Origin of the sequence: Pseudomonas sivasensis (genome assembly GCF_021391435.1) — a bacterium.
Classification (GTDB): domain Bacteria; phylum Pseudomonadota; class Gammaproteobacteria; order Pseudomonadales; family Pseudomonadaceae; genus Aquipseudomonas; species Aquipseudomonas sivasensis.
Genome location: NZ_CP090029.1, coordinates 1,900,933 through 1,927,079 on the forward strand (window position 1 = coordinate 1,900,933; position 26,147 = coordinate 1,927,079).

25 protein-coding genes are annotated in these 26,147 nt (G+C 58.2%); 8 read left to right on the forward strand and 17 right to left on the reverse strand.

All coding sequences use genetic code 11. The features are described 5' to 3' along the window. Nucleotides 1-3: 3 nt before the first annotated feature. Nucleotides 4-327, reverse strand: coding sequence for a hypothetical protein (locus LRO94_RS08550; protein ID WP_179179361.1), 324 nt, complete (start codon nucleotides 325-327; stop codon nucleotides 4-6). Next, complete coding sequence (locus tag LRO94_RS08555) at nucleotides 320-553, reverse strand: hypothetical protein (protein WP_179179360.1); 234 nt, start codon at nucleotides 551-553, stop codon at nucleotides 320-322. The genes LRO94_RS08550 and LRO94_RS08555 overlap by 8 nt, the downstream gene beginning before the upstream one ends. A gap of 211 nt (nucleotides 554-764) precedes the next feature. On the opposite strand from LRO94_RS08555, the gene LRO94_RS08560 reads away from it, so the two are divergent. Both LRO94_RS08560 and LRO94_RS08565 read left to right on the forward strand, forming a co-directional pair. After that, entirely contained in the window at nucleotides 765-1,025 is a 261-nt protein-coding gene (locus LRO94_RS08560) for a phage pre-tape measure protein (protein WP_233896985.1), read from the forward strand. Between the two features lie 241 nt (nucleotides 1,026-1,266). Next, entirely contained in the window at nucleotides 1,267-1,470 is a 204-nt protein-coding gene (locus LRO94_RS08565; protein WP_179179359.1) for a hypothetical protein, read from the forward strand. A gap of 555 nt (nucleotides 1,471-2,025) precedes the next feature. On the opposite strand, the gene LRO94_RS08570 is transcribed toward LRO94_RS08565, so the two are convergent. From LRO94_RS08570 to LRO94_RS08605, 8 genes are all read right to left on the reverse strand, one after another. After that, the gene (locus LRO94_RS08570; RefSeq protein ID WP_179179358.1) at nucleotides 2,026-2,328 is read right to left on the reverse strand and encodes a hypothetical protein; all 303 of its coding nucleotides are present in this window, start codon (nucleotides 2,326-2,328) and stop codon (nucleotides 2,026-2,028) included. After that, a complete protein-coding gene (locus tag LRO94_RS08575; protein WP_179179357.1) occupies nucleotides 2,325-2,480 on the reverse strand; it encodes a hypothetical protein in 156 nt (51 codons plus the stop codon). Before LRO94_RS08575 ends, LRO94_RS08570 begins: the two co-directional genes overlap by 4 nt. 73 nt (nucleotides 2,481-2,553) lie before the next feature. Then, complete coding sequence (locus LRO94_RS08580; protein ID WP_179179356.1) at nucleotides 2,554-3,354, reverse strand: toll/interleukin-1 receptor domain-containing protein; 801 nt, start codon at nucleotides 3,352-3,354, stop codon at nucleotides 2,554-2,556. A gap of 49 nt (nucleotides 3,355-3,403) precedes the next feature. Next, the gene (locus LRO94_RS08585) at nucleotides 3,404-4,600 is read right to left on the reverse strand and encodes a relaxase/mobilization nuclease domain-containing protein (protein ID WP_179179355.1); all 1,197 of its coding nucleotides are present in this window, start codon (nucleotides 4,598-4,600) and stop codon (nucleotides 3,404-3,406) included. Nucleotides 4,601-4,602: 2 nt separating this feature from the next. Next, nucleotides 4,603-4,917 carry a plasmid mobilization protein gene (locus LRO94_RS08590; protein ID WP_179179354.1) on the reverse strand — a complete coding sequence of 105 codons (315 nt, stop codon included), beginning with the start codon at nucleotides 4,915-4,917 and terminating at the stop codon, nucleotides 4,603-4,605. Between the two features lie 880 nt (nucleotides 4,918-5,797). Next, nucleotides 5,798-6,526, reverse strand: a complete 729-nt coding sequence (locus tag LRO94_RS08595; RefSeq protein WP_179179353.1) for a metallophosphoesterase — start codon at nucleotides 6,524-6,526, stop codon at nucleotides 5,798-5,800. 530 nt (nucleotides 6,527-7,056) lie between these two features. After that, nucleotides 7,057-7,896, reverse strand: coding sequence for a lipopolysaccharide kinase InaA family protein (locus LRO94_RS08600; RefSeq protein WP_179179352.1), 840 nt, complete (start codon nucleotides 7,894-7,896; stop codon nucleotides 7,057-7,059). 160 nt (nucleotides 7,897-8,056) lie between these two features. Continuing rightward, nucleotides 8,057-9,244: an MFS transporter gene (locus LRO94_RS08605; RefSeq protein ID WP_179179351.1), complete on the reverse strand. Its 1,188-nt coding sequence runs from the start codon at nucleotides 9,242-9,244 to the stop codon at nucleotides 8,057-8,059. Between the two features lie 163 nt (nucleotides 9,245-9,407). On the opposite strand from LRO94_RS08605, the gene LRO94_RS08610 reads away from it, so the two are divergent. The 4 genes from LRO94_RS08610 (at nucleotide 9,408) to LRO94_RS08625 (ending at nucleotide 17,116) form a co-directional block, all read left to right on the forward strand. Further along, nucleotides 9,408-12,221 carry an ATP-binding protein gene (locus tag LRO94_RS08610; RefSeq protein ID WP_099601419.1) on the forward strand — a complete coding sequence of 938 codons (2,814 nt, stop codon included), beginning with the start codon at nucleotides 9,408-9,410 and terminating at the stop codon, nucleotides 12,219-12,221. Then, nucleotides 12,218-13,417 (forward strand): EAL domain-containing response regulator, encoded by a 1,200-nt coding sequence (locus LRO94_RS08615; protein ID WP_032888851.1) that lies wholly within the window; start codon nucleotides 12,218-12,220, stop codon nucleotides 13,415-13,417. The genes LRO94_RS08610 and LRO94_RS08615 overlap by 4 nt, the downstream gene beginning before the upstream one ends. Nucleotides 13,418-13,542: 125 nt before the next feature. Continuing rightward, a complete protein-coding gene (locus LRO94_RS08620) occupies nucleotides 13,543-16,440 on the forward strand; it encodes a hybrid sensor histidine kinase/response regulator (protein ID WP_032888853.1) in 2,898 nt (965 codons plus the stop codon). A gap of 28 nt (nucleotides 16,441-16,468) precedes the next feature. Continuing rightward, nucleotides 16,469-17,116: a response regulator gene (locus LRO94_RS08625; protein ID WP_179179350.1), complete on the forward strand. Its 648-nt coding sequence runs from the start codon at nucleotides 16,469-16,471 to the stop codon at nucleotides 17,114-17,116. Between the two features lie 5 nt (nucleotides 17,117-17,121). On the opposite strand, the gene LRO94_RS08630 is transcribed toward LRO94_RS08625, so the two are convergent. The 6 genes from LRO94_RS08630 to LRO94_RS08655 form a co-directional block, all read right to left on the reverse strand. Next, on the reverse strand, nucleotides 17,122-17,610 hold the full coding sequence (locus tag LRO94_RS08630; RefSeq protein WP_122764937.1) for a fimbrial protein: 489 nt from the start codon (nucleotides 17,608-17,610) through the stop codon (nucleotides 17,122-17,124). Then, nucleotides 17,607-18,074, reverse strand: a complete 468-nt coding sequence (locus tag LRO94_RS08635; RefSeq protein WP_095184177.1) for a fimbrial protein — start codon at nucleotides 18,072-18,074, stop codon at nucleotides 17,607-17,609. Before LRO94_RS08635 ends, LRO94_RS08630 begins: the two co-directional genes overlap by 4 nt. Before the next feature lie 7 nt (nucleotides 18,075-18,081). Next, the gene (locus LRO94_RS08640; RefSeq protein ID WP_233896986.1) at nucleotides 18,082-18,990 is read right to left on the reverse strand and encodes a fimbrial protein; all 909 of its coding nucleotides are present in this window, start codon (nucleotides 18,988-18,990) and stop codon (nucleotides 18,082-18,084) included. A gap of 3 nt (nucleotides 18,991-18,993) precedes the next feature. Beyond that, nucleotides 18,994-21,570, reverse strand: a complete 2,577-nt coding sequence (locus LRO94_RS08645) for a fimbria/pilus outer membrane usher protein (protein ID WP_179179349.1) — start codon at nucleotides 21,568-21,570, stop codon at nucleotides 18,994-18,996. 41 nt (nucleotides 21,571-21,611) lie between these two features. After that, a complete protein-coding gene (locus LRO94_RS08650; RefSeq protein WP_032888863.1) occupies nucleotides 21,612-22,310 on the reverse strand; it encodes a fimbrial biogenesis chaperone in 699 nt (232 codons plus the stop codon). 66 nt (nucleotides 22,311-22,376) lie between these two features. Then, complete coding sequence (locus LRO94_RS08655; protein WP_032888865.1) at nucleotides 22,377-22,949, reverse strand: fimbrial protein; 573 nt, start codon at nucleotides 22,947-22,949, stop codon at nucleotides 22,377-22,379. 437 nt (nucleotides 22,950-23,386) lie between these two features. Here LRO94_RS08655 and mqo point away from each other — a divergent pair, with 437 nt between their 5' ends. Both mqo and LRO94_RS08665 read left to right on the forward strand, forming a co-directional pair. Beyond that, nucleotides 23,387-25,033, forward strand: coding sequence for a malate dehydrogenase (quinone) (gene mqo, locus LRO94_RS08660; RefSeq protein ID WP_032888867.1), 1,647 nt, complete (start codon nucleotides 23,387-23,389; stop codon nucleotides 25,031-25,033). Nucleotides 25,034-25,245: 212 nt separating this feature from the next. Further along, the gene (locus LRO94_RS08665) at nucleotides 25,246-25,575 is read left to right on the forward strand and encodes a YXWGXW repeat-containing protein (protein WP_032889281.1); all 330 of its coding nucleotides are present in this window, start codon (nucleotides 25,246-25,248) and stop codon (nucleotides 25,573-25,575) included. Between the two features lie 8 nt (nucleotides 25,576-25,583). Here the strand turns inward: LRO94_RS08665 and LRO94_RS08670 are convergent, their stop codons facing one another. Then, nucleotides 25,584-25,955 carry a hypothetical protein gene (locus tag LRO94_RS08670; RefSeq protein WP_032888869.1) on the reverse strand — a complete coding sequence of 124 codons (372 nt, stop codon included), beginning with the start codon at nucleotides 25,953-25,955 and terminating at the stop codon, nucleotides 25,584-25,586. Between the last annotated feature and the right edge of the window lie 192 nt (nucleotides 25,956-26,147).

Below are 26,147 nucleotides of genomic sequence, written 5' to 3' on the forward strand. Positions count from 1 at the left end.
GTGTCAGTGGTTGTATTTGTACCAGATCTGCCTCGCTGCTGCAGTACACCACGACTCCTTGAAAGCCTCCAATGTCGGAAATTCCCTTTCAAGACCAGCCATGGCATTCAGACAGAAACCCTCAACACAACCCTGGTCAGCCAGCTCATCAATCAGATGGCATTCAATGAACTCAGCGAGTTCGTCAATCTTCTCCCGCTCGTAAGCCGGATCATTGCGCTCAGCGACCTTACGCTTGCACATGTACTCCGTAACTTCCTGGAGCGACATCGACATCATCTGCGAATCAGTAAGCAGCGGCGGGATATCAGTGCGCGCATCAAACATGGCCATTCTCCTCGTCCAGAGCAAGCGATCTATATTCCTGAAGCGCTTCTTCAACAATCCAATCATTTTCAATCGGAATGATCAGGTCAGAACCAATTGAGCCTTCAACTTCCTTTCTGAATTCGACGAAGTTGTAGGCATCCGAGTTGATGGCAATCTCCCGGACTGCTGCGCGGATCTCATCCTTCGTTGCAACCAGCTCAGGGTCATATTCGATATCGCTCATTTGAAATATCTCTCTCTTGTTATTGGGCACTGCTTACATCTTCAATATTACCGAGGCCTACCATGCCACGCTAGTAGACATCGCCGGCAATTGAGGTATACATCAAAAATAGATCTACCTCGATTTTCTTTGTTGTCAAACTGGGTTCGGCCCACGAAGGTTGCGCAGGTCGGTATAATGTAGGAAAGCCACATAATAATAAGAAGAAAGCATGGCACTCTCAGATCTCGTGATTCCCTCTCGCCCCATCACTATTATCCAGGCATCCGCTGACAAGCCGGAAGTCACTATCGATGTGTTCGGGCTCACTACGGAAGATTTCATTTATCTTGTTGATGGGTACAAGGAAGCTCTGGGCGCTATCTTTCTAAATAACGTCAAAGAGTCTTTGGCTGATCCCGATGTATCCAATCAGGTCTTGATGAGCTTTCCGGGGTTTGCAGCTGCTTGTGTTGCGTGTGCTTGTAAATAGCGTACTGCTGAGGAATACGTCCGCAACCTACCATTTCCCATCCAGCTTGAGCTCTTGGCGACAGTCTTCGCGCTGACATTCCCTGACGGGCTAAAAAAAGCCTGGAAAAGCTGCTTCCGACGATCTTACCCCTGCTCAAAAAGTAACTCAGTTCGAAGCGGCAAGGAAAAAACCAAAACCTACCGAAGAACAAGATCCAGAGCAGTTTGCGCTTGTTCTTATCGAGTGCTGCGAACTACTGATGGCAAATGGTCATGCGGTGCTGAATCCCTACCAGTACTCAATTAAACGCCTGTTGCACTTGGTTGGTGTTCATAAAGCGCGCCTGGGTGACCAGCTAATGACTCGAATCATCGCTGACCATATGTCTCGCATTGCCATTGCGACAGGCGCCGGGAAAGAGTTCAAAAATCTCATCGACCAACTAAGCCAAAAAGAAGAATAAGAAATGGCAGGTTCAACAATTATTCAGCTCGTCCTGCGAACTCGTGACGACATGTCAAAGGGTCTTAGTAGTGCTGCTGCCAAGATCACAGCCCTTATCGCTGCCTTTGCAGGCGCCAGTGCTATCAAGGAAACATTCAGTCAGCTTCCCGCCTGCGCGAGTGCTTGTGAACGGGGCTGCTGGCGGGGAGATTTCTGGGACTGCAGAGGTTACCTGGCGGTACCGGTCGGGGGCTGAGCAAGCTGTCGTGTTTTACAGTGATGATCGCGGTCAGGCTTTCGCCGGCACTGTGTCGATTGGCGTTTGGTCAGGAGGCGTGAAGGTTGAGCAGGTGGACAATCTTGCGGGGAATAGCTGGCGATTTGACGGGGACGCGAGCAGCAATGGTGGAGTGCTGCGGGGTGAGCTGGAGTTCAGGGTTAGCACATACCACGCTGGCGTCAGCTCAGATCCAATCGTCGTCAGCGTTACTCGACCCGCATTGGGCTGACCTCAGGCGTTTTCATTACGGTCATGCCGAAATCATTAGAATCCCCGCAGCGCGGGGATTTTTGATTACTTGAGCTTGGTCTGAAGCATGCTGAACATCGCCTTTTTGGCTCGGGCTACGAACTCATCCTCAGTTTCGCCAGACTTGGGAAGACCTATCTCGCCTTCCAGCTCGCCGAGGAATTCTCTATCGGTGACGAGCTTTGCTGCCCCTTCGGCAAATTCAGTAGCCTTGGATGCTCCTAGAGTCGTGCCCAGGATAGCCACTGCTGAAGCCTTTATTCCAGCTTGAGTACTTACTGCCATCGACTCAGACGCGGGCTGTGTGGAATCTGCTTTGCCATGAACGATATCTGCCAAAGATTTCATTGAGCTGCCCCGGCGTTGGCTTTGAAGAACTCACGGAAGGCCTTATCCATCAAGTCGACGAAAGCCTGGCAAATAGAGTCTCTTTGATCTTGCGATAGAGAAGACCAAATTTGTGAAATGGTGCTCCAGATTTTGAATAGGATATCAAGCATGTGTCTCTCCCTGTTGTGCCGATACTAGGGTCACCGTATCGGCAAAGTATGTGAATACTTGAGGTGTCTCACACTAGCCGCCAATTTCACCTGGGATCGGCTCAAACCAGTTGGCTTTCGTTTCGTGAAGAACATCGACAAGCTCAACTGCATCACAGCCATCCCTCGGCTTAAGTGTGAATGTCATAGGGAAATTTGGTCTGATATTTCCACTTATCGGATGTATAACAATTTTCGTGAATTTACCTGCACCTTCAATCTCGTGAGGCTGTTGCGGCAGTGCTTGAATGCCAGGTGCGCCTTCTATCCATGCAAACACTTGGTCAACGCTGTTTCTGACCAAAAACATAAACTTCGGATTTGATTCCTGGAGATGTGACGCTTTAACAGTGATCTTCAGTTCTGTCTCTGGCGCGCCCGTCACCTCATAAGTCAGATTTGAAAAAGCAGCGTGCTGAGGGGTAAATTCGGGTTTTCCTGAAATTCGATCTTTGATCTGCTGGATAGTCGTATCGATACCATTTCGATGCATGTCGATATAAGCTTTGTCCATTAGGATTGCTGGCAAAGCAACTCCGTCGACTCGCACTGGGACGAAGGTGATCTTACCTTTAGCGGCTTGATGCAACGCGCTCTGCCATTCCAAACCGACCATTCCGCTCTTCAGACTGTTTTCAGTGACAAAGAACAGAAAGAAGTCAGGAGACGCAAGGCCTTCATTCATTTTGCCGATGATGCTGTCGCCAGGCTGAATAGACCAGTCATCGTAAAAGACCGACTCTTGGCCGTAGATCTTCCTCAACTCAATAGCGACTGGCTCTACAACCGGTTTGTCTTGATAGTTGTGACTTAAAAAATTGTAGGCATGGCACATCTCCTTGTGTCGAACGACGATTCTACACCGGGCGATGGCCAGTTGCCTGCTAGCGATGCAGGGCGAGTGCTGGGTCGCATTCCCAGGCCTCCATCAACTCCTGTTCCTGCACGACCTGGGGCAGGGTGAGCCAGTCCGATCGCAGCTGGTAGTAGCTCTCGCCAGGCTTTTTGTCTTCAAGCTCCCAGTTTACTCGAATGCCGAATAGGGCCAGGATGATCGCCATGATTAGCTTGATCGTGGCTTCGAGCTCTTGCTGCTGACGCGCCTTGATGCTGAGACGGATGGGTCGACGATTACGGGCTCTGAGCACGAGATAGAAAACTCGGATTCGCTCCTGGCTTTCTGCGTCTCTGCGAGCAGCCTCTGTCTTAAGTCGGTGAAAGGTTTCTGGGTCATAGCTGATGCCTTCTTGTTGTGTGAGTTTTTGGAAAGTAAGTCGGCTGCGTTTGAGCTTACGGCCACTGATAACGGTGCCTTGGTACTCGTAGCCGATGCCTGTCGGCTGGCCCTCGGCGTTCTTCGTGAAATGGACGTAGATCTGTTGCCGGCGCAGGAGTGACACCAGCATGAACATGTCGCCCTGCGCTGCAGCGGTTGTCTCGATGGCGCCTGCGATCCTGGCGATCATGCGGTGCTTCAGGGGCATGCTGCCGTCACGCTGGCTAGCCTCAAGCTGGGCACGAGAGATCGGGGTTCCCCAGGTTTCTTTGGGGGCTGGAGCTTTTGACAAGCCGAACCGATCTTCAATGTCGCTGGTGCTGTCACAGCTGCGCATGCGCTCATTGCTGTCCTTAACGACAGTGAATTCCTCATTCATGCAAATTCGGTTTGCCACGATATGCACGTGCTGGTGATCGGTATCCCCGTGCAAAACGGCCACCCACTTGTTCTCTAGGCCAAAACCCAGGTCAGCCAGGTACGTCTCGACTGCTTCCAGCCATTGCTCGTCCGTCAAGGACTCTCCGGGTTTCAAGGAGAGCATGGCGTGCCAAACTGGCTTGATAACGCGATCGGAATCGATTGCCGAGTCCCGCATTTTCTCAATTGCATCGAACTCTTGGATCATGCCTTCGGCATCAATCTTGTCCTTTGTATGACCACGCCGAAGTGGGTCAGGAGCAAAGCAGTTTTTGCCGATAGTCTTAATTGTTGTAATGGCATGCTCATGCTTGCTGAGACCGAAGATATATTCGATCCGATTCCGGAAGCTGCCTTTCCCTTTTTCAAATATTTTACCGATCATGGTTAGATCCACAGCAATTTATTATTAATATTGTGTAGCTCGGCAATAACCTGCTCTGAATCTTTTCCTTGGTCGATCATATTAGTGACTCGCTGAAGCTCCAGGGCAATTTGCATCGTCGCAAGTGGAACTATCACCTTGGCCTTCGGGTTACTCTTGCACAGATTATTCCGCACGTAGGCCCCAAGGGTTTTAAATCCAGCCGCATCGAGCTTGGCTTTGAGGTCTTCGAGTTCTATTGCAGTTAGTCGAAAAGTAATTCTCTGATCCTTTTTCACAGGAGCAGTTGGTCTGCCTTTCTTCTTGTTATTATTCATGGCACAACCTCCACAGGAGAGTGAGCAGGCTATTTAACGTCTGACATAGACACAACTGGCCACCCATAAGATCTAGTTTTATTATGCAAATGGAGCAAAAGGTAGGGGAAGTGTTTTGTGAAAAATGTTTGACTTAAATGGCGACAAAAGTGCCTCAAATGGCAACTCAAGTGCCGGCGCTGGCAACAGCGATGCCTTAAATGGCCCGATATACTTCTAACTTCGCAATGTGTCAATGCGACATATCATGATGGTTACTCTATGTGAGTGCGGACAGGCTCAAATGTCGCAGCACATGAGTGCGAAACCGGGAAATGTCACAGGCGATGAGAGTGAAATGGCTTCATGTCACTAAGGGGGATTGCGAGAGAGCGCGCTGACGCAGCCGGTGCTAGTGGCAAGGGCGGAAGTCGCAGGACTAGGGAGTGCACACCTCTGATCCCGTCCAGGCGCATAGACAGCGAAAGTGCCAGTGATTGGACAGACTGGCACTGCCTATTTTTTTCTCTCCGGGAAATCCCTGGGGCTAGCCGATCAGCACCAGGAATGCACAGAACTTGTACCGGAGATGCACGACCCCGCTGAACGGATTGCCCGCAATTTGCACGCAAGATTTTGTCAGGTGGCTTTGAGGCCCGTAAAATCAAGGCCCGCAGGTGTCAGTCGCGATCATCCATCATCGGGGCAACGGAGAAGCGGCGGGAGAGTGGAGCTGTTTGTAGGGACATTGGGAATCTGAGTCAACGAGGCGAGTGGCCTAGTTTATCAGGGATGTATCAGGGGTGTTTTGCGCTCTTCACCGTCTCAAGCGACAGGGTACACGGTGAGGATCCTCAATCAATGATTGTGTCGGATATCGTGGCCTGACCCTGGCGTCTCTTTATTGCATTGCTTGCATGGAAACGTTTGTAGCCGTCTGAGTCGTTAGTTCTATGAGGGTTAACGCTCCGTCGTCAAAGGAGCAGCCTGTATCTATGTAGATCGTATTTCCCAAATAGGTAAGGGAGGATACAGTTGAATGGCCGACATAAACTTGATCAATACCTTGAGTTAAAGCTTCGTCGAGGCTTTCGATTTTTGTTCTGGCGTACAGTGCTTTTTCTAACGCTAGGCGTTGATGGACTTCGCCAAACTGACCCGTAATAGCGTCTTTTGCACTCTGCCAGGTGTCATTGTTATACGTCAGCGGAGTCTCTGCGTGCACAATCCCAATTTTTCGACCATCTGTTAATTCAACCTCTATTATTAGAGGAAGATCTTTTAAGGCGTCAGACAGGGTCTGTTGAAATTGAGTTGATAGTTTGTAGAGCCATGCTCCACCGTTGCGCGAATGCCTGGCAATGTCGCCATTGCCAGAAACACAGTCGATAACCATCTGTTCATGGTTGCCCCTCACGGCGTGAAACCAGGGCTTCTGTAGCCAGACCACGGCATCGATGGAGTCGGGTCCTCTGTCAATGAGGTCGCCCACAGAGAAGATTCGATCTATGCGTTCATTGAAGTCCACTTTTTTTAAAAGAAGCTCTAATAGCTTGAAGTGCCCGTGGACGTCACCGACTATAAAATCTCGACCAATTTTGTTGGGTAAAAACGACTGGGTTTTGTGCATGGTCAGTGATCGAGGGGGGATATTTAATTTTAAGGATACTACGTACTAGGAGACTTGGTAACGTACGCATGGAAATCGCGGCTTCCCCCCTGCGCCCGCTATTTAAAGTACGAGCGAATCCTTGTACACGTCTTGCTGGTGACTTTGGGTAGCCGATGTGTCGCTGCAGGCGGTGCCATTTGGATAATGCAGTGTTCCTTATGGCCATCGCCATAAACCATTACTGCCGAGGTAGTGGAGGAGCCATCTTCGTTCAAGTACGTTGTGACATTTTCACTGTTCTCTGGGCGTTTATCAGGGCCGCCGTAGGGATCAGGGTTCGCGGGGGACTCGGCCGCATAGGCAGCCTGGGCGAGCAATAGAAGCGTGAATGCGCGAATGAATTTCACAGTGGGCCCTTCGACAGAGTTGGGAATTCAGTAAATACAGATTGAGGCGGCTGTGCAGCTCAGACCGCTAAATCCCTCAAGAAATTTCCCACACGTTCTCGCCCGGCCCTGTGCAAGCCAGCTACTACAGGCAGGGCTGCGTCAGCCCACTTCGACAGTGCCTTTATGGAAAATCTCACGCCGTGCCCGGCGGCTGATGTTTTCGTGCTTGCTGAGTGTGTACATCTCGTCAAAGCGCGCACGGTCGATACCGGGATAGTTGACCAGTTCTTCCATCACTATGCGGTCGTAATCCTGCTCGATCACAAAACGGAAAACCTCGCGTCGATAATAGAAGCCGAATTGAAAGGCCAGCACTTCGGTGAGGTAGTCAGTCTGGGTGAGGAAGCAGTTCTCCAGGTCAATCGCCTTGGCGCACGTGGGGTGCTGTGGGTCGACCATCACATTGTTGGCCCAGAAGTCCATGTGGATGATGTGTTTGCTGTGCAGGGCGCGCAGCAATTTGAATGACGCGGTGATCAGGCTTAGGACGCCGCGTTCCTGCTTGAGCCATTCCAGGCCGCTGAGGTAGCCGTCGAGCATCTCGGTGAAGATGAAGAATTCCTGGATTAGGCCAAGCGCAGATTTTCTGTAACCGAAACCACGCAGTCCGGCGACCGGTGCGCCGCGCTTCTGCGCGCCCAGGGTGTTGATGACTTCCTCAACGGGCCAGTCGAATGTGCCGTCGCGTTTGGAGCGTCCGAAGGTGACGCGCAGTTTAGGACGCAGGCTGTCCAACGGCTGGGACTTGGCGAACAGATCGTTCTCCATGCCTTTCAACGGCGCGCTGATGCGGTTTTTGAGTTGATGGCGAGTGTCGATCAGGTCCTGAATCGCTTGGTGGACTCCGTCGTCGCTGGTGTGTGTGGTGAACACCGTCGCGTTGCCGTGATTGAGCGTTGCGGGAAAATTCTCAAGCACATTTCTATCGGGAAAGCTCAAAACACATCCTTGTCATTCGGAAAAGTATTACAGACATGTTACATGCACGATCTATTGGATCCAACCTGAACGTAACCTGTCTGGAAATGAAATATTTTTCACGTAGGGTTTTCTGAGCGTTTCCTGGCGTTGATGCCTGATTTCAACCGGTTCTATTCGTTTATTCCCCGCCTTTCATCCGTCGTGCAATCAGATAGATCCCCAACCCGGCCAACGCTGTGACTGCGCCGATATAGCCGGTGCTGGTCCAACCCAACCCGGCCGTGATCGCCATGCCGCCAAACCACGGGCCCAGCGCGTTCGCCAGGTTGAATGCCGCATGGTTGGACGCTGCCGCCAGGCTTGGCGCTTCGTGGGCAATGTCCATCAGGCGGATCTGCAACGGTGCAGCCAACGCCACCATGGTGCCGACCAGGCCCATGCTCAGCAGCACGCCCCACAGCGATGCAGCTGCGAACGGAAAGAACAGCAATACGCCAATCGACCACACCAGGATCCAACCCACCGCGCGAAACTGCATGCGATCAAACAGCTTGCCGCCGGCGATATTGCCGATGATCCCGCCCACGCCAAACGCGGCGAGGCCGAAGGGAATCCACTGTGGCGAGACTTTGGTCACTTCGAGCATGGTCGGTGCCAGGTAGCTGAACACGCAGAACATCCCGGCAAACCCGATTGCGCCGATGGACAGTGCCATCCACACCTGGGGTTTGGTGAAGGCACGCAGTTCCTTGCGTGGGTCGCTGCGTTCTTCGTCATGGCGGTGCGGCACGAATTGCCAGACGAGGGCGATGGTGCACAGCGCAATCACGCTGACCAGCGCGAACGCCGAGCGCCAGCCCAGGTGTTGGCCGAGGAAGGTGGCGATGGGGTTGCCGAGCAGCATGGCCAAAGTCAGGCCCATCATGACGCGGGCGACGGCTCCGGCGCGTTTGTCGTTCGGCACCATGCTGGAGGCGACTACGGCAGCGATGCCGAAATAGGCGCCGTGGGGCAGGCCACTGATAAAGCGGAACGCCACCAGCGAACCGAAGGTGGGCGTGAATGCCGTGGCGAAGTTGCCCAGCGCGTACAAGCCCATCAACAGCAATAACATATGTTTGCGCAGCAGCTTGGCGCCGAGGATCGCCAGCAGCGGCGCGCCGACCATCACGCCCAGCGCATAGGCGCTGATGGCGTGGCCGACCTGAGGTTCGCTCAACCCCAGGTTCTGGGCGATGTCGGGCATCAGGCCCATGATCGCGAATTCGCCGGTACCGATCGCGAAAGCGCCCACGGCCATGGCGGCTTCCATTTTGGCGGCGCTGCGCGCGGGCAATACGTACCCGGGTGTTTGCTGGATAGACATGGATCGCTCTGTGCAGGAGGGAAAGACGAGCCGCCGATCCTAACGAGGCGGCCACGAAGGAGTCTAGAACAGCGGATTACGCCTGAGTTCCATCCCATCGCGGCGCCGGCCTTTGAGATCCGTCTTATTCACCCGGCTCCTGCTCATCCCTAACCTTTGGGCGATGAAACTCAAACATTTCCTGCAACCCCTCGATTCAACCTTCTCGACGCCCAAGGCAGCCCGCAAGTTGTTGCGTTTGTTTGCCTTTGCGTTGGTGCTCGGCGTTTATGTGGGGGCTTACAGTTATCTGCGCGCGGCATTCAGCGAGGAAATTTCGCTGCGGCGCAGTTATATGAACGAGGCGATTTCCGACGCACAGAGTTTTTTCGTCAGCCGCCAGACGCTGTTGAAGAGCCTCGGCCTGTCCACCGTCAGCCATAAGACGCCGCCTGTGGGCAATCTCAATGAAGTGCCGGCCGAAGAAGTGCATATCACCCTCGGTGAAGCAGGCAATATCTGGAGCCTGTGGCTGACCCGACGCATGCTCGATTACTTGCAGGCCAACCAGGTCAACCTGATTTACGTGCCGCAGCGTGCCACGCCGCTGGTCGAGCGCCTGTTTACCGTGGGCGAAGCGCCGGGAGCCGTACCGGAGTCGGTGTTGAAACGCTTGATGGCGGTGGATACCGGCAAGGTGTCGGTCAGCGATGAGTTGTGGCTGACCGAGCAGAGTCGCCTGGATTCATCGCTGTACATTTTTACGCGCCTGGACGAGCGCAGTCCTTCATCGGGCTGGCTTGGATTAGAGGTGGACGGACCGGACCTGATCAACGCCTTGCAGCATGAGAAGGCCGGCGACTTCATGTTGCTCGACGGCGCGGGCCAGCTGATTTTCAGCAGCGCTCCCCATCAACCGGCGGCGGCGCAGGTGTTGCGCCAGTATCACTCCACCGCCAGTTTCGGCTGGGAAGGCAGCCGCTGGTTGCCCGACCGCCTGGCGATCCGCAAGCACTTGGGCTATTCGCACTGGCAGATCGTCTACAGCCTTGAGTTGAGCTCGCTGTTGCCCAGCCTGGCGCTGCCGTTGCTGGTCTGCTTGCTGCTGTGCGCTCTGGCGAGCCTGCTGATGGTGCGCCTGGTGCGGCGCATCGACCAGCGCCTGATCATCCCGGCGGCCAATCGCATCGAAGCGTTGGTGGAGAGCGAAGCTTTCAGCAGTGCGGTCATTCGGATCGCCCCGGTGGCCTTGTGCGTGCTGCGGCGCAGTGACGGTGAAGTGGTGCTGGAAAACCCGTTGTCGCGCCAATGGCTGGGCAAGGGCCAGGAGCGCCGGCAACTGTGTCTCGACTGGGTTCGCCGTGCCTTCCATGATGCCGAACACGGCAGCACCGACGAGTTGCAGATGGCCGATGGTCGCCACCTGTTCCTGAGCTTTGCGCCCACCCGTTACCAACGTGAAGAAGTGTTGATCTGTGCCTTCAGCGACATCAGCGAGCGCAAACAGGTCGAGTTGGCGCTGGAGCAGGCGCGAACCCTGGCGGATGCGGCCAACGAGGCCAAGACCCTGTTCCTCGCAACCATGAGCCACGAGATCCGCACGCCGTTGTATGGCGTGCTGGCCACCCTGGAGTTGCTTGCCCGCACCGAGCTCAACAACCAGCAGCGCGGCTACTTGAATGCCATCGAAGGTTCCTCCGCGAACCTGCTGCAATTGATCTGCGACGTGTTGGATGTCTCCAAGATCGAAGCCGGGCAGTTGTCCCTGGAACTCACGGTGTTTTCTCCGCTGGAACTGGTGCAGGAAGTGATTCAAGGCTACGCCGGTGCCGCCCAGAGCAAGGGCCTGCAATTGTTCAGTTGCCTCGACCCGCACACCCCCGAACGCGTGCGCGGCGATGTCACACGGATTCGGCAGATCCTCAACAACCTGCTCAACAACGCGCTCAAATTCACCGAGAGCGGGCGCATCGTCCTGCGTTTGCGCCTGGAAAGCCGTGAGGGCGAGCGCAGCATGTTGCAGTGGCAGGTGGTCGACACCGGCAAAGGCATTGCGGCGCACGATCAGCCCGATTTGTTCGAGCCGTTCTTCCAGGCCAGCGGCAACGCCAATGTGGTGGCGGGCAGCGGGCTCGGGCTGTCGATCTGCAAGCGCCTGGTGCACTTGATGAACGGCACGTTGCGTGTGGTCAGCGAGCCGGGCCTGGGCAGCAGTTTTACCTTCAACTTGCCGTTGGAGCAGGTCACCGACGATCAGCCCTGGGCCTTGCCGTTGTTGGGCGAGCGGGTCTATGTGGTGTCACCGGTACGCGAACTGGCCGAGAGCATCGGGGGCTGGTTGCGGCGCTGGGGTGCGCGGGCGCAATTGGGCGTGCCCGAATCCGTCGCCACTGACCCCGGCGCGGTGCTGGTCGAGCTTTATCCTGGCGCGGTCGATGCTGCGCGGCTTCGCTGGTCGGGCCCACGGGTAGTTGCGTCGGCTGATGAGCATGGCGTCTCGCTGGGACCGGGCGCGTGTTGGCAGATCGGCTTGAACAACCTGCACGCGCTCAATCGTGCCGTCAGCCGCGCCCAGGGCATCGAGGAACACCTGTCGCCCATCCCCCGCGAGGCGCCCGCCGAGGTCAGCCTGAACCTGCGTCTGCTGGTGGCTGAAGACAACCTGATCAACCAATTGATCCTGCGCGATCAGTTGGAAGAACTCGGCTGCACCGTGGTGCTCGCCGGCGACGGTATCGAAGCGCTGTCGTTGTGGGGCGAACGCCCGTTCGACATGGTCCTCACCGACGTCAACATGCCGCGCATGAACGGCTACGAACTCACCGAACAACTTCGCCGCTTGGGCTGTTCGCTGCCGATCATCGGCGCTACGGCCAACGCGATGCTCGACGAAGCCGAGCGTTGCCTCAGCGCCGGCATGGACCACTGCCTGGTCAAGCCGTTTACCCTGCGCGCGCTCTATCAGTGCCTGCAGCGCTTTCAAAGGAGCGAGCCTTGAGTGCCTATCGCGTGCTCATCGTGGAAGACCATCCCTTTCAGCATGAGTACCTGATCAACGTGTTCCAGGCCATCGGCGGGTTTGACGTCGACGCGGTCTGGGATGGCGCCACCGCGTTGCAGCGCCTGGCCAGCCAGCATTACGACCTGTTGCTCAGCGACCTGATGATGCCGGGGATGGACGGTGTGCAACTGATCCAGCAACTGGCCGGCCTGCAGGCGCCGCCCGCGTTGGCGCTGATGAGTGTGGCTTCGCGGCGCATGCTGGTGGGGGCCGGGGAGGTCGCGGGCAACCTGGGCCTGACGGTGGCTGGATTACTGTCCAAACCGATCAGCGATCCGCAGGTGCGCAGCCTGCGCGATTGCCTCGACCGGCTGGCCGAACAGGCGCGCACGCCGTGTTGCCATCGCGGCGTCAACCTGGCGCGGGACACCCTGGCCCGCGCATTGACCAACGGTGAGATCCAGGCCTGGTTCCAGCCCAAGAAATCCCTGCACGACGGGCGTATTGTCGGCGCCGAAGCCCTGGCTCGCTGGGTCCACCCGCAGGAGGGCCTGCTGATGCCCGCCGAGTTTCTCGGCGAGATCGAACGCCAGGGCCTGGAAACCCAACTGCTGTCCTGCATCCTCGCCCAGACCCTGACCGCCCAGGCCCAGTGGGCGCAGCTCGGCTACCGGCTGCCGGTGTCGATCAACCTGCCAACCCATCTGCTCGACCAGTGCGACCTGGTCGATCGCTTGCTGGCCCAAGTGCTGCAGCGCGACGCGGAGCCCCGGCAAATCACCTTCGAACTGATGGAAAGCTCCACCACACAGTTGGCCAGCAACTACTACGCTGGAGCATGTCGCCTGCGCCTGATGGGCTTCGGTCTGGCCCAGGATGATTTTGGCAAGGGCTTCAGTTCTTACTTCAACCTGGTGTCTACGCCGTTCAACGAGGTCAAGATCGACCGCTCACTGGTGCACGGTTGTGCAGACAACGAACACCTGGCGTCGGCCTTGCAAAGCATCATCGAACTGGGCCGCAAACTCGGCCTGACGACCATCGCCGAAGGCGCCGAAACCCAGGCTGAGCTGGCGGTGCTGAGGCGTTTTCGCTGCGACCAGGTGCAAGGCTTCTTGATTTCCCACGGCGTCGCTGCCGAAAAATTCAGCGCGCTGTTGATCGAAGATGGCCCTGCGCCAGCACTTATCTGAACGGCCGGGGTCACACAGTCAAGAAGCCCAGAGGAAGGGTCATCCGGTCAGCCGGGTGTTATCGGTCAATGCCGGATGAAGCATAGACCCTACGTCCTGATTCCAGGCTTTTCGCGGTACTGACGATGAAACATGCAAGTCTGCGCCTGGACAAGCTGGCGCAAAGCTCTCAACGCCTGAACAAAGCCCTGTTGTTGCTCACCGGGCTCGCCTTGCTGCTGTCCAGCAGTTGCTATTGGGCAGTGTCGCGTTTGTTGGAAGCCGAACAGGAAAAGATCCAGTTTCACTTTGCCCGTGTGGTGGAAATCATTCACGAGCATGAGGCGTTTCTGCGCAATGTGGCCAGCGGTTACAGCCAGCGCAACTCGCCGCCGTTGCCGGCGGTGCAATCGACGTCGGTGGTGGAGGTGCAGCGCGACGCTGGGCAGGTGGTGTTGCAGGCTAAGGGGTTTGCGCTCTCGCTGCCGTTCACCTTGTCCCATGATCCCGGCTTATCGGCGGATGACACACGGCGCGCGCTGGCATTTGGCGTGCAATTGACCGACTACTATGGCGGCTATTGGGCCAGCTCGTTTTATGCATCGCCACAGCTGTTCGTGCTCACGCCTGACAACCTCACCAGCCTAGCTGTGCCCGGCATTGGCGGCCTACGCCAGCATCAGCCGTTGTTGCCCGGACAGTACCGCGAGGTGGTCGGGCGCTTGCATGAATTGCAACAGCGCCAGGCCGCCTTGCTCAATGACAGCCGCGTGCGCTGGATGCGCGCGCCGTCGCAGCTGTATCACGACAGCCGCAGCGTGGTCGCCATGATCGGTCTTGATGTGCCCGGCGCTGTGTTGCCGGCTGCTCAAGGCCAGGGCTTGCTGGCCTTGGCGGCGGTGGTGGATACGTCCCAGGTCGATGAGTTCGAGCGGGTGTTGCGACTGTCGGTCTACAACCAGTTCACCCTGATCGCGCCCGAGGGCGACGTGTTGCTCGGCAGCCTCGGCGACGAACAGATGGCGCCCATGGGCTTGAGCTTCAGCCGCCAGGGCTTGCGCTTCAAGATGACCAGCGCGGGCGGTGAACGCTGGACCGGCTTGTACGCCATCACCTATCAGGACTTCCTGCGCTACGCCAAATGGCCGCTGCTCGGTCTCGGCCTCACGTTCCTCGCCGCCATGCTGCTCGGCTGGTGGATCAATCATTGGTACAAGACGCGCATCGTCAGCCCGGCGCAGCGCGCTCAGGAGCGGCTGTTCGAGAGCGAAGCGTTCAACCGCATCATGCTCCACAACGCCCCGGCCGGGCTGTGCGTGGTGCGGCGCAGCGACACGCAACTGCTGCTGGAGAACCAGCGCGCCCTGCAATTGGGCGGCACTGCTTCCTTGCTGGCGGTACTCAAGGCCAACGACGGCGCCGACACCCCCGGCGAAATGTGCCTGGCGGTGGACGGCCGTTATTTGCAGGTTGTGGTGGTGGCCGCGCGCTACGAGGGCGACGACGTATTTCTTTGCGGCTGCAACGACATCACGCGGCATGTGGACGAAGCCCAATTACTGAACCAGGCCCGTCAGGAAGCCACCGCCGCCAACGAGGCCAAGACGGTGTTCCTCGCGACCATGAGCCATGAGATCCGCACACCCTTATATGGCGTGCTGGGCAATCTGGAGCTGATGGCGCTGACCGACATGAGCGAGCGCCAGCGTCAGTACCTGGAAATCATCCAGGGCTCGTCCACTGTGCTGTTCCAGTTGATCAGCAACGTGCTCGACGTGTCGAAGATCGAGTCCGGGCAAATGGCGGTGGAGGCGGTTGCCTTCGACCCCCATCAACTGGTGGACGAGTCGGTGCTGGCGTTCACCGCCACGGCGCGCAACAAAGGCTTGCAGATCGACGCCGAGATCGACCCGCAGGTGCCGCAGCAACTGCGCGGCGATGCCGGGCGCATTCGGCAGATCCTGCACAACCTGTTGGGCAATGCGATCAAGTTCACCGACTCCGGCCGCGTGCGTTTGCGCCTCACCGTGCAACAGCTGTTCGAGCAGGAAGTCGCCTTGCAGTGGCAAGTCACCGACACCGGCGTGGGCATTCCGGAAAAGGCCGTGGAACAGCTCTTCAAACCGTTCTACCAAGTGGCTGGCGGCCAGGATGGCAATGGCGCGGGCCTTGGGCTGTCGATCTGCTCGCGTCTCAGTGAATTGATGGGCGGCAGCATGCGCGTGGTCAGCGAACCGGGCCTTGGCAGCAGTTTTTCGCTGTTCATTACCTTGCCGATTCTCACTCCCGTGCCCTCAGCCACCAGCCCGGCGCTGGCCTCGCCCTGTCTGGATGCGCCGTGCCTGAACGTGCGGGTGCTGGTGGCCGAAGACAACCCAGTCAGCCAGGCGGTATTGCAGGAGCAGCTCGAAGCCCTCGGGGCCCAGGCCACCGTGGCGCGGGACGGCGAGCATGCGTTGCAGATCTGGGGCTCGCAGCCTTTTGATCTGGTGATCACCGACATCAACATGCCGCGCCTCAATGGTTACGACCTGGCCCGCGCCTTGCGCGAACAGGGCGTGCAGGTGCCGATTATCGGCGTCACCGCCAATGCGTTGCGCGAGGAAGGCGAACGCTGCCTCGCGGTGGGCATGAATGCCTGGGTGGTCAAACCGCTGAGCCTGAGCATGTTGCGCCAGGCGTTGATGGCGCACTGCAGGCGCGCCACGGCCCTGACGACACCGGCGCCGGACCGCGACCGCGAAGGCTGGATCGAGCTGTCGCCGTCCATGCGCAAACTGATGGGCGAGACCCTGCTGGTCGACGTGCAACTCATTGAACAGGGCCTGGACGCCGGCGACTCCGATCGGGTGCGCCAACGCCTGCACAGCCTCAACGGCGCGCTGGCCAGCGTGCGCGCCGGGTTGTTGTCCAACGCCTGTCAGACATGGGAAAACACCCTCTACGATGGCCCATTGGACAGCCATGCCACCACGCAGATCCGTGTGTTGTGCGCGCGCTTGACGGCCGTCGCGCAGTGCCTGCTGGCCGAGTCATCCACCTGATGAACGCCCCCTACAAGAGAGCTGAACCATGCGAGACATGAACGTCGTCATAGCCGATGACCATCCCATCGTGTTGGTGGGCGTGCGCGAAATCGTGCAGCGCGACACCCGCTACCGCCTGGTGGGCGAGGCGGTCAGTTCGACGCAGTTGATCGAGCAGTTGCGCAGCCATCGGCCGCAAGTGCTGATCACCGATTTCAACATGCCCGGCGATGATACTTATGGCGACGGCCTGAAGTTGATCGAGTACATCCTGCGCCACTTCCCCGAGACCCAAGTGTTGGTGCTGACCATGATCTCCAACAGCCTGATCCTCACGCGTTTGCAGGAGTTGGGCGTGGCCGGCGTGATCCAGAAGAACCACCTGCACGGTGAAATCGAGAAAGCCCTGGGCGCCATCAGTGCCCAGCGCAGTTACCGGGCACCGATGCCGGCGGCGACGTCGGTGGTGGGCAACGGGTTTCAGGTGCAGGAGCGGTTCCAGAGCTTGTCGCCACGGGAGATGGAGGTGCTGCGTTTATTCGTCACGGGGATGAGTGTCAGCGACATTGCCAGGCAATTGAGCCGCAGCAACAAGACCGTCAGCGCACAGAAGATCTCGGCCATGCGCAAGCTGGATGTGGACAGTGATCAGGCGCTGCTGACCTATTGCATCGAGGCCCGGCAGTTTCAGTAGGGGGGTTAGCGGTACGTCATCTGCATCAACAGCGTTGCGCTGTAGCTGCCCGCTTCGGGCAGTTCGCCCACGGTCACCGGCTTGACTCGTAGGGTCAGTTCCAATGGTTCTTTTTCCACCGTCCAGTTGCTGGTTTCTCCCAGACTGAAATCGGCCTTCGCGCTTTTATTCAACAGCCCCAGGTGCAGTCCCAGACCAGCGCGATTGGTTAGCAGGGTCTGGTTGTCAGCGCTGCCCAACCCCGCTGAAAACGTCAGGCTCACCTGGCTGTCAGCTTGGCAATCGAAGATCAGCGGTACGTCGGTAGCGGCGACGCTGTCATCGACCAACTGGTTGAGGTTGGCGTCACCCAGTTTCAACTGTTGCGAGGTGGGAAAACGTGGTGTGCAGGGCGGCGCGATCAGCTTGCCGCTGACATCGATCTTCGCCTCATCTGCCGGTTGCGCAACCGCCGTGCCGGTCACCGCCAGCAGTATCCAGATAAGCGCTTTCATAGGTAGTTGATGGTCATGACGATCGACGAGGTGAACGCGCCCGGCGTCAGGGTGCCTTGTGCGATCAGCTTCGCCTTGAGGCTGATGTCGACGTTGCCGCTCAGGTTGCTGTAGGCCTTGGCGGTGCCTTTGAGGTTGGCCACCGTATTGTCTGCCCACAACAGCGAAACGCCGAGGTTGTCGGCCGTGGTCTTGGCCACGGTGTCGGTGTGCGTGCCTTTGCTGGAAGCGAAGCTTACGTTCAGCGATGAGCCAGCCGGGCAGGTCATTTTCACGGGAACCGCTACGGTATCGGTGGTGGCGACCTGGTCGGTGCGCACATTACCGAATGCTGCCGTGAGGGAGGTGCCAGAAGTCAGTACGCAGGGCGGTCGGGTGAGGGTGCCGCTTACGGTGATATTCACGGTGTCGGCGGCCTGGGCGGCAGTGCCGAGCAGTACCAGGGCGAGCAATGACGTTTTCATGAAAGCCTCATTGGTAATTGATGTTCAGGGTGTATTGGCTCTGGAACGCACCGGCAGGCGATTTCCCAGCCTCCAGTTGCGGCTTGAAACTCAAATTCACGCTGTTGCTGCCGGCCCTCAGTTGCATCGCGCGCGGGCTGGTAAAAACCACCGGGTTGCCGCTGTCGGTCCAGATAGCCTGCATGTTCAGCCCCGCAAGCGTGGTGCGTGACACACCGGTATTGGCGTTGACCACTGACTGGCTCGGCGTCAAGGTCACGTTGGCGCGCATCGACGACGGGCAATTGAGTGACACGCTGGTCGACTGCGAAACGGCGCTGAGATTAGCGCTGCTGATAGTGCCGAATTTCAAGTTGACGGCGCTCGGAGAACTCAAGCTGCAACTGACGGCGCGGACGTTGTAGATGAATAGCCACTCATGGAACCATTCCGCATAGGCCTGCCAACCACCTGTAGAGGTCACGCCAAGCTTCACTCTCGCGGTGCGCCGGCCCGGCGTACTCGGGGCGGTTCCCACTACGTAGTACACGTAAGAAACCGAGCGTCCGGCGAGTATGGGCGCGCAAGTCCCACCCAAGCATGCGGCTCCCCAACTGCCCAGCGGCAGTTGAAGCATATAGGTGTTGCTATAGGGGTCCAGGACCTGCAGGTTAGCGGGGGACGCTCCGGAAATCGCCGTGATTTCCAAATTGGTACCTGCGCCAGACGGGTAGGTACGTACCGCTGTGCAGGTACCGCTGAATGGGACTTTCATCTCGGCTCCGGCGGCGAATTCGTAACCGTTGGATGGATAGCCCGAGAGAGAGCATTTTATGCTTCCACTGATGAAAGCCTGTGCTTGAGGCGACAGCCAACCCAGTACCACCAGTGTCATGAGCTTCAGCAAGCAGTTTCCAGGCTTGATTTTCATGATCATTACTTACGAATCCTTGGCACCCGACCCACCGGCCGCGCGCTCACATTGAATGTTCAGTTGTGTAATCCCACCCTCGGCAGGCCCTTTATCGTCCAGTTTCAATTCGCGGCTGCACCACGGCTGGTTATCCACGCTGATCAACAGGCGTGACTGCGCCGGTACGCCGCTCAGGTACGCACGGCCCTTGTCGGCCACCAGTGTGCTACCCAAAGAGCGCCCATCCGGGGCGAACAGTTCGGCCTTGGCGGCAAACGGTGCCGCTTCGCCGCGTGCATCGATGATGCGGAACAGAATGCGTTGGCCTTTGCGGGTCTCGAAGTCCGCCAGCACAAAGGCACCGCGATTCGGCGTGACCTCCTGCACCAGTTGGGCGATGTCGACGTCAGCCGGCATCGACTGGGTGTCCAGCGACATACGGTTCTTGCGGTAGGGCAGGGCAGACGGCACCACCGTGTAGCCATTGGCATTGGTGCGCACACCCCGCTTGTTCTCGATTCCCACGTCTGCGGCGCCGGGTGTGGCCACGATCACGTTGGTTTCGCCCAGAGGCTGACTGAAAATAAGATTGCGGTCATAGGCGACCACCGAGCCCTCGATGCCCATGTCCAGCTGCCGGCTACCGGAGGTCTCGTTATAGCCACCGTGCACGATGGCGTTGGGCGCGTCATAGCGCGCGGCAAATGTGCTGCCCATCACGCGGTCATTGGCGTTGACTTGCTGCGACACGCCAGCGCTGTAGGCCAGGGTGTCGTCCTCCAGCGCATTGCCGCTCAACGTCGCCGTGCGCGAGGCCGTGCCCCGCGCGCTCTGGTTCGCGTTGACCGATACACGCTGGTTGCGTGTACCGCCCAGCGGCATGCTGATGCTCAGGGACAGCGTGCGGTCATTGCTGCTGTCCCCTTTGTTAGCGCTCAAGCCGAGAGTGTAGGAAATGTCCCCGACGCTGGCGCTGTAGCCCAGTTGAATCGAGGTGTCGGCATTGCTCTTGTCCCAGTAGTTGGTTTTCGTCACGTTGGCATACACACCGCCGTAGCCGCCCAGTTGCTGGGACACGTTGGCGGTGAAGTTGCTCTTCATATGGCCGCTGCGGTACATCTCCAGCGACTGCTCGTTGGTGCGGCTGTTGAGCGCCTCGTTGAACGAGTAGTAGCCGCCGGTGGAATAGCGATAACCGATCAGGCTGAAGTTGGTGTCGGTGGCCGCCAGGGCTTTGGAGTAGCGAAAGCGAAATGACTGGCCGCTGGCGGTGGTTTTTGCCGGGCCCATGGCTTCGCTGCGCGCGTGGGTCATGTCCACTGAAATCGCACCGAAACCGGCGAAGTCGTGGGCGAACCCTAGCAGGCCGGCGCTGTACTGATCACTCAGCAGGCTGCCGCCGAACAGCGTGGTGCCGCCGGCCAGGCCGCGCCGCAGGGACGCCTGGATAAAACGTGGGGTGTCCTGCTGCGTGGTCGCTTGCGCCGGGCGGTACTGGCCGGCGAATACCGAATAGCTCTGTTGGCCCTCACGCAGCATGTAAGGCACCGACGAAAACGACTGGGTAAACACCTGGCGCTGGCCATCGGGTCCTTCCACGGTGACTTCAATGTCGCCATTGCTGGCGGTGGGGTACAGGTCGGTCAACGCGAACGGCCCCGAGGGCACCCACTGCTCATGGATCACGTAACCGCGCTGGCGGATGATCACCCGCGAGCGGCCGTTGGCGATGCCACGAATCACTGGCGCGAATTGGCGGGCCTGGTCCGGCAGCATGTCCATGTCCGAGGCAATGCCCAGCCCGCGATAGGGGATGGCGTCGAACAGGTCACCTTCGGTGGTGGAGTCGCCCACGGTGGCAATCGCCATCATGTTGCCCATGTTGCGCTGGGCGTAGGTTTCCATCGACTCCCAACGTCCGGTGTCGCCTGTGCCTTTCTGCCAAGTGGAGAAATTGCGCAGCCGCCAGGCTCCGGCGTTTATACCGCTGCGCAGGCTGCCGAACTGGTCTTGGCGGCTGCCGGTGTCGGACTCCACCGTACTCCCGGAAAAGCTGTAGTTGGTGAACGCCACTTGCTCGCCGTCACTCCACTGCCGGCGGCGTACTTCAAACGGGATGCTGCCCAGGTACGCTTGGGGAATCTCAATCGACAACACCTGGCGGTTGAAATCGTAGTCGTAGACCATCCCGGCCAGGCCCTGGTCGAACGCGATGCAGGTAGCGTCGGCGTCGCTGCGGTTTTGCAGGGCGGTATCGGCAACCCCTTGGCTACGAAAAAAGTCGGTATCCAGGCACGGGAAAAGCCCGGTGGAGGAGCGGTCCGACGTACCGCTGGCGCGAATAAAGCGTACATCGCGCTGCTCGACCGAATGCTCATTGACCAACACGTCTACCCGGTAAATTCCTGGCAACTGGCCTTCGCTCATGGCGCTGACCTGTTGTTTCACGGCGGCCGAACTCTGCCCGCCGCCGATCTCAAGGAACGACGCATCGAACTCGTAGCCAGCCTGTGCAGGGGCCAAATGCAAGGCCAAGGCCGCCGCGATCGGGCAGCCGAAAGCCTTCATGGCGCAACGGCGCATGAATGGGAGTGAACGGGGCATGGGCGTTCCTGAAATGGCGTTTCGAGGTTGGCGCTTGGGTATCAGTGAAGGCGGACGACGGGGGCGGTCACGACGCTGCCGTAGTCATCGATGTAGCTCATTTGCACTTCATCACCGGGCTTGGCCTGGATCGCTAGTTCCTGCTGTTGGCCGGGGCGCAGCACATCCGGTGCCTGGGTGATCGGCTGGCCGTTGAGCTTCAGCTCGCTGACCACAACATGGAATTTGGACGTGTTGTTGAACATCAGCGCGCCGGCATTGGCCTTCCAGTTCACTTGCGCCACCGCGTCCTTGAGTTCGCCTTTAAGGCCGGCGGGGCGGTAGAACAGCTTGATGGTGGTCTTGAGGGCGATCTGCAGCACGTTCTTGCCTTTCTGGTCGTCACTCATGGCCGGGATCGCCTTGACGTTCATCAGGAACAGGCTTTCACGGTCTTGTGGCACATCGGCGCCACCGGCAAAGATCACACGCAGGATGTTTTCCTTGTTGGCGTCGAGCCGGAACAGCGGCGGGGTGACGATAAAGCTGTCGACGCTTTCTTCGCTGGTGCCGCCGAAACGGCTGACCCAGGACTGCACCAGGTAAGGCGAGGTGTCTTCGCGGTTGCTCACATTCAGATTGGCTTCGTTGGAGGCGCCGTTGTAGATCAGGCGCGTGGCGCCTACGGTCACGGCGGCGTCCGCTGCTGCGACATGCCAGAGCGGTAAGAGCGCGAGCAAAAAATACAGTTTCAAACGCATGATGGGAGACCTTTAAAAGTCCGTAGGCCGGCGCGGCGGCGCCAGGCCCACGGTGTTGACGAGCAATTACTTGTAGGTAACGTCGAAGCTGGCCAGGGCGTTGACTTGACCGGTGCCGATGCCAGACGTGGTCACTGCATCGTCGCCCGTGCCCGTAGTCACATCGGCGGCGGTGCGCACATAGGCGGCGGTGAAGTTGAAGGTGTTGGACATCGCTCGCAGGTCGTAGTCGGCGGTCGCGGTATTCAGTGGAACCGCGTTTCCGGTACGCGCGTCAGCGATCTTGATCGCGATACCTGTGACCTGGTTTTCACCGGTCAGGCCCAGCAAGGTGGAGTCGCTGGCGTCTTCCTGGCCGCTGAAGGTAATCGCGACGTTTTTCTTGGTCGCGGTGCTGCAGTTGTCCAGGCTGATCGAGAACGCTTTCGGCTTGGCGGTGGCGCCCACTGTTTTCCCGAAGTCAGCGATGCGCACCGGATCGAGTGTCACGGACTTGCTCTCGTCGCCGGTTTTGATGGTGCACGCGTTGTCGGTCACGGAACCGGTGAATTGGATCTGCCCGTCCGCAGCTTGTGCGGTACCGGCCAGCAGCCAGCAAGCGCCGCATGCGAGAGTGATTTGGCTCAGTTTGTTCAGCATTGCAATGCCCTTTACGAGATGGATGGTTGTCTGCTTACCCCCCTTGGGTAAGCCAATCCATAGTGCAATGCTGGGATTTGGAGGCACATGAGACAGATCTTAAAAGCTGGCCTACTGATGGCCGTTCGACCGGTGAGTCCATATCCGACGCCGGGCGTGATATTCTGCGCGCCGTCTTGGTCTAGTCTTTCCTTGGTACGTACATCCGTATACGTCCCAGCGGTTGACTGTCGCCCAGGTTGCTGAAGCCAATAAAGATAAAAAGTCAGCGCAGAAGGGACATAAAAGTGAGGTCGATACGTCGGCTTTGTGTGCCCACCCTGTGGCCTTCATGTGAGTGTGCAAACCCCGCGGTACGTTGCCTGGCGTAGCGTGATTGAGGGTTGCCCATGATCAGGGGCAGTGGGGCGGATGGCGTTTTATCATAGGTGCTACTGATGTTTAAAAAAGTAAACACTGCCCTGCTGGGGCTGGCTTTGTCGCTGGGGATCACGTCCGTTCATGCGGAAGAGGCAAAGAAAGTCGATGTGCTGCTGATCGGCGGCGGCATCATGAGTGCAACCCTCGGTGTCTGGCTTAACGAGCTGGAACCGGACTGGTCGATGGAAATGGTCGAGCGCCTCGACGGCGTGGCCGAAGAAAGCTCCAACGGCTGGAACAACGCCGGTACCGGTCACTCGGCCCTGGCCGAGCTGAACTACACCCCGGAAGACAAGAACGGCAACGTTGAGATCCCGAAAGCGGTCGAGATCAACGAAGCGTTCCAGATCTCCCGTCAGTTCTGGTCCTGGCAGGTCCAGCAGGGCGTGCTGAAGAACCCGCGTTCGTTCATCAACACCACTCCGCACATGAGCTTTGTGTGGGGCGATGACAACATCAAGTTCCTCAAGAAGCGCTACGAAGCCCTGAAAGCGAGCCCGCTGTTCGCCGGCATGCAGTACTCCGAAGACCCGGCGCAGATCGCCAAATGGGTCCCGCTGATGATGGAAGGGCGTGACCCGAACCAGAAAATCGCGGCCACCTGGAGCCCGCTGGGTACCGACATGAACTTCGGCGAGATCACCCGCCAGTTCGTTGCTCACCTGCAAACCACACCTAAGTTCGACCTGAAACTGTCCAGCGAAGTGCAGGACATCACCAAGAACGCCGACGGTTCGTGGCGTGTCAGCTACAAAAACCTGAAAGATGGCACCAAGACTGAAACCGACGCCAAGTTCGTGTTCATCGGCGCCGGCGGCGGTGCACTGCACCTGCTGCAAAAGTCGGGCATTCCTGAAGCCAAGGAATACGCTGGCTTCCCGGTGGGTGGTTCGTTCCTCGTGACCGATAACCCAACCGTTGCCGAGCAGCACCTGGCCAAGGCCTACGGTAAGGCTTCGGTTGGCGCGCCACCGATGTCGGTTCCGCACCTGGACACCCGCGTGCTGGATGGCAAGCGCGTAATTCTGTTTGGCCCATTTGCCACCTTCTCGACCAAGTTCCTGAAAGAAGGCTCGTACCTGGACCTGCTGACCAGCACCACCACCCACAACATCTGGCCAATGACCAAAGTCGGTATTCGTGAATACCCACTGGTTGAGTACCTTGCTGGCCAACTGATGCTGTCCGATGACGACCGCTTCAAGGCGCTGCAAGAGTACTTCCCGAACGCCAAGCAATCCGACTGGCGCCTGTGGCAAGCCGGTCAGCGCGTGCAGATCATCAAGCGTGACGAAGAGCAGGGCGGCGTCCTGAAACTCGGTACCGAAGTGGTCAGCTCCGCCGACAACACCATCGCAGGCCTGCTGGGTGCATCGCCAGGCGCGTCCACCGCGGCTCCGATCATGCTGACCGTGCTGCAGAAAGTGTTCAAGGACAAGGTGGCTACTCCGGCCTGGCAGGAAAAGCTGCATCAGATCGTGCCAAGCTACGGCACCAAGCTGAACGACAGTCCTGAAGCCGTTGCCAAGGAATGGGCCTACACCGCCAATATCCTGCAACTGCCTACACCGCCGGTGATCCCGGCAATGGCTGCTCCCAAGGCGACCGAGGCTGCCAAGCCTGCGGCTGAGCCGAGCAAGCCGGCGTCTGATCTGGCGCTGTAAAAACAGGTAGGGCGCTGATTCAGGTCCAACTGTAAAAAAGCCCGCTGAACCGGTGACGGTCAGCGGGCTTTTTCATGGCCGTGAGAACAGTTCAGCAATCCGACAGACATCACCTGTTAAAAAAGTACCCAGGCCTTAGCAGGAGCGTGGCTCAAATACGGGGGCATTTTTTACTGGTGCAAGTGTTGGGCGTCAGCGCCCGAGGGGGTTATATGTTGCTACGTTACGCAGCATTGGCGGCCATGGTCGTTGCGGCATCCGGGTGTGTGCAAGAGCGTGTCGTGCATGAGCGTCGACCGCCACAACGTGAGTATGTCGAGGTGGTTGCGCCACAACCGCCACCGGTGCAGGTGATCGAGGTCGAGCCTGCGGTACGCGAAGGTTACATATGGTCGCGTGGTTACTGGCGCTGGGAAGGTGGGCGCTATGTTGCGGTACACGGCCATTGGGAGCCCGTGCGCCAGGGCTATCGTTATGTGCATCCGCATTGGGTGCAGCGCAGTGATGGATACCACTGGCAGGTTGGTGGGTGGATTCGCTGAGCCTCGTCCTAAGAGGGCTTTTTCGTACCCAAGAGCCTGACTTCCCGTAACAGCGCGGCGCCGAGTTGATCGGTGCCCAGCTCCTTGTAACCCACGGCTTTAACCTCACCGTTCTCTTCCGCCTGGATGATGATCACCGGTGTTTCCTTGCCGGTGGCTTCGTCGACGTGCATCGCGTACTGGGGAATATCCAGCTTGATCGGTGTACCCGCTGCCTTGCCCTTCACGTTGATCAGAAACGCCGCGCAGCCAGTGTCGACATCTGTACTGGTGGCCGAACGGCCGCTGACGAAGCAGGTTTTCGGTAGCTCAGGCCAGGCGATATCGGCCAGGGCGAGGGACGGCGACAGGGCCAGGGCAGCAAGAAGAAACGAGCGCACGTGGGGCTTTCTCTCGATCAGGGGCAGAGGTGGTTTTTACCAAAGCCTGCCCTTCGCCGCAACGCGCGGGTTCAGGTCAGGCGCTTGATGCCCGCCACCTTGACCGCATTGAGGTCGAAGGTGGCGGTGTGTTCACAACCTTGCCGACGGGCCAAGGCGATAAAAACGATGACCGACCGGCCAGCCCCTTTA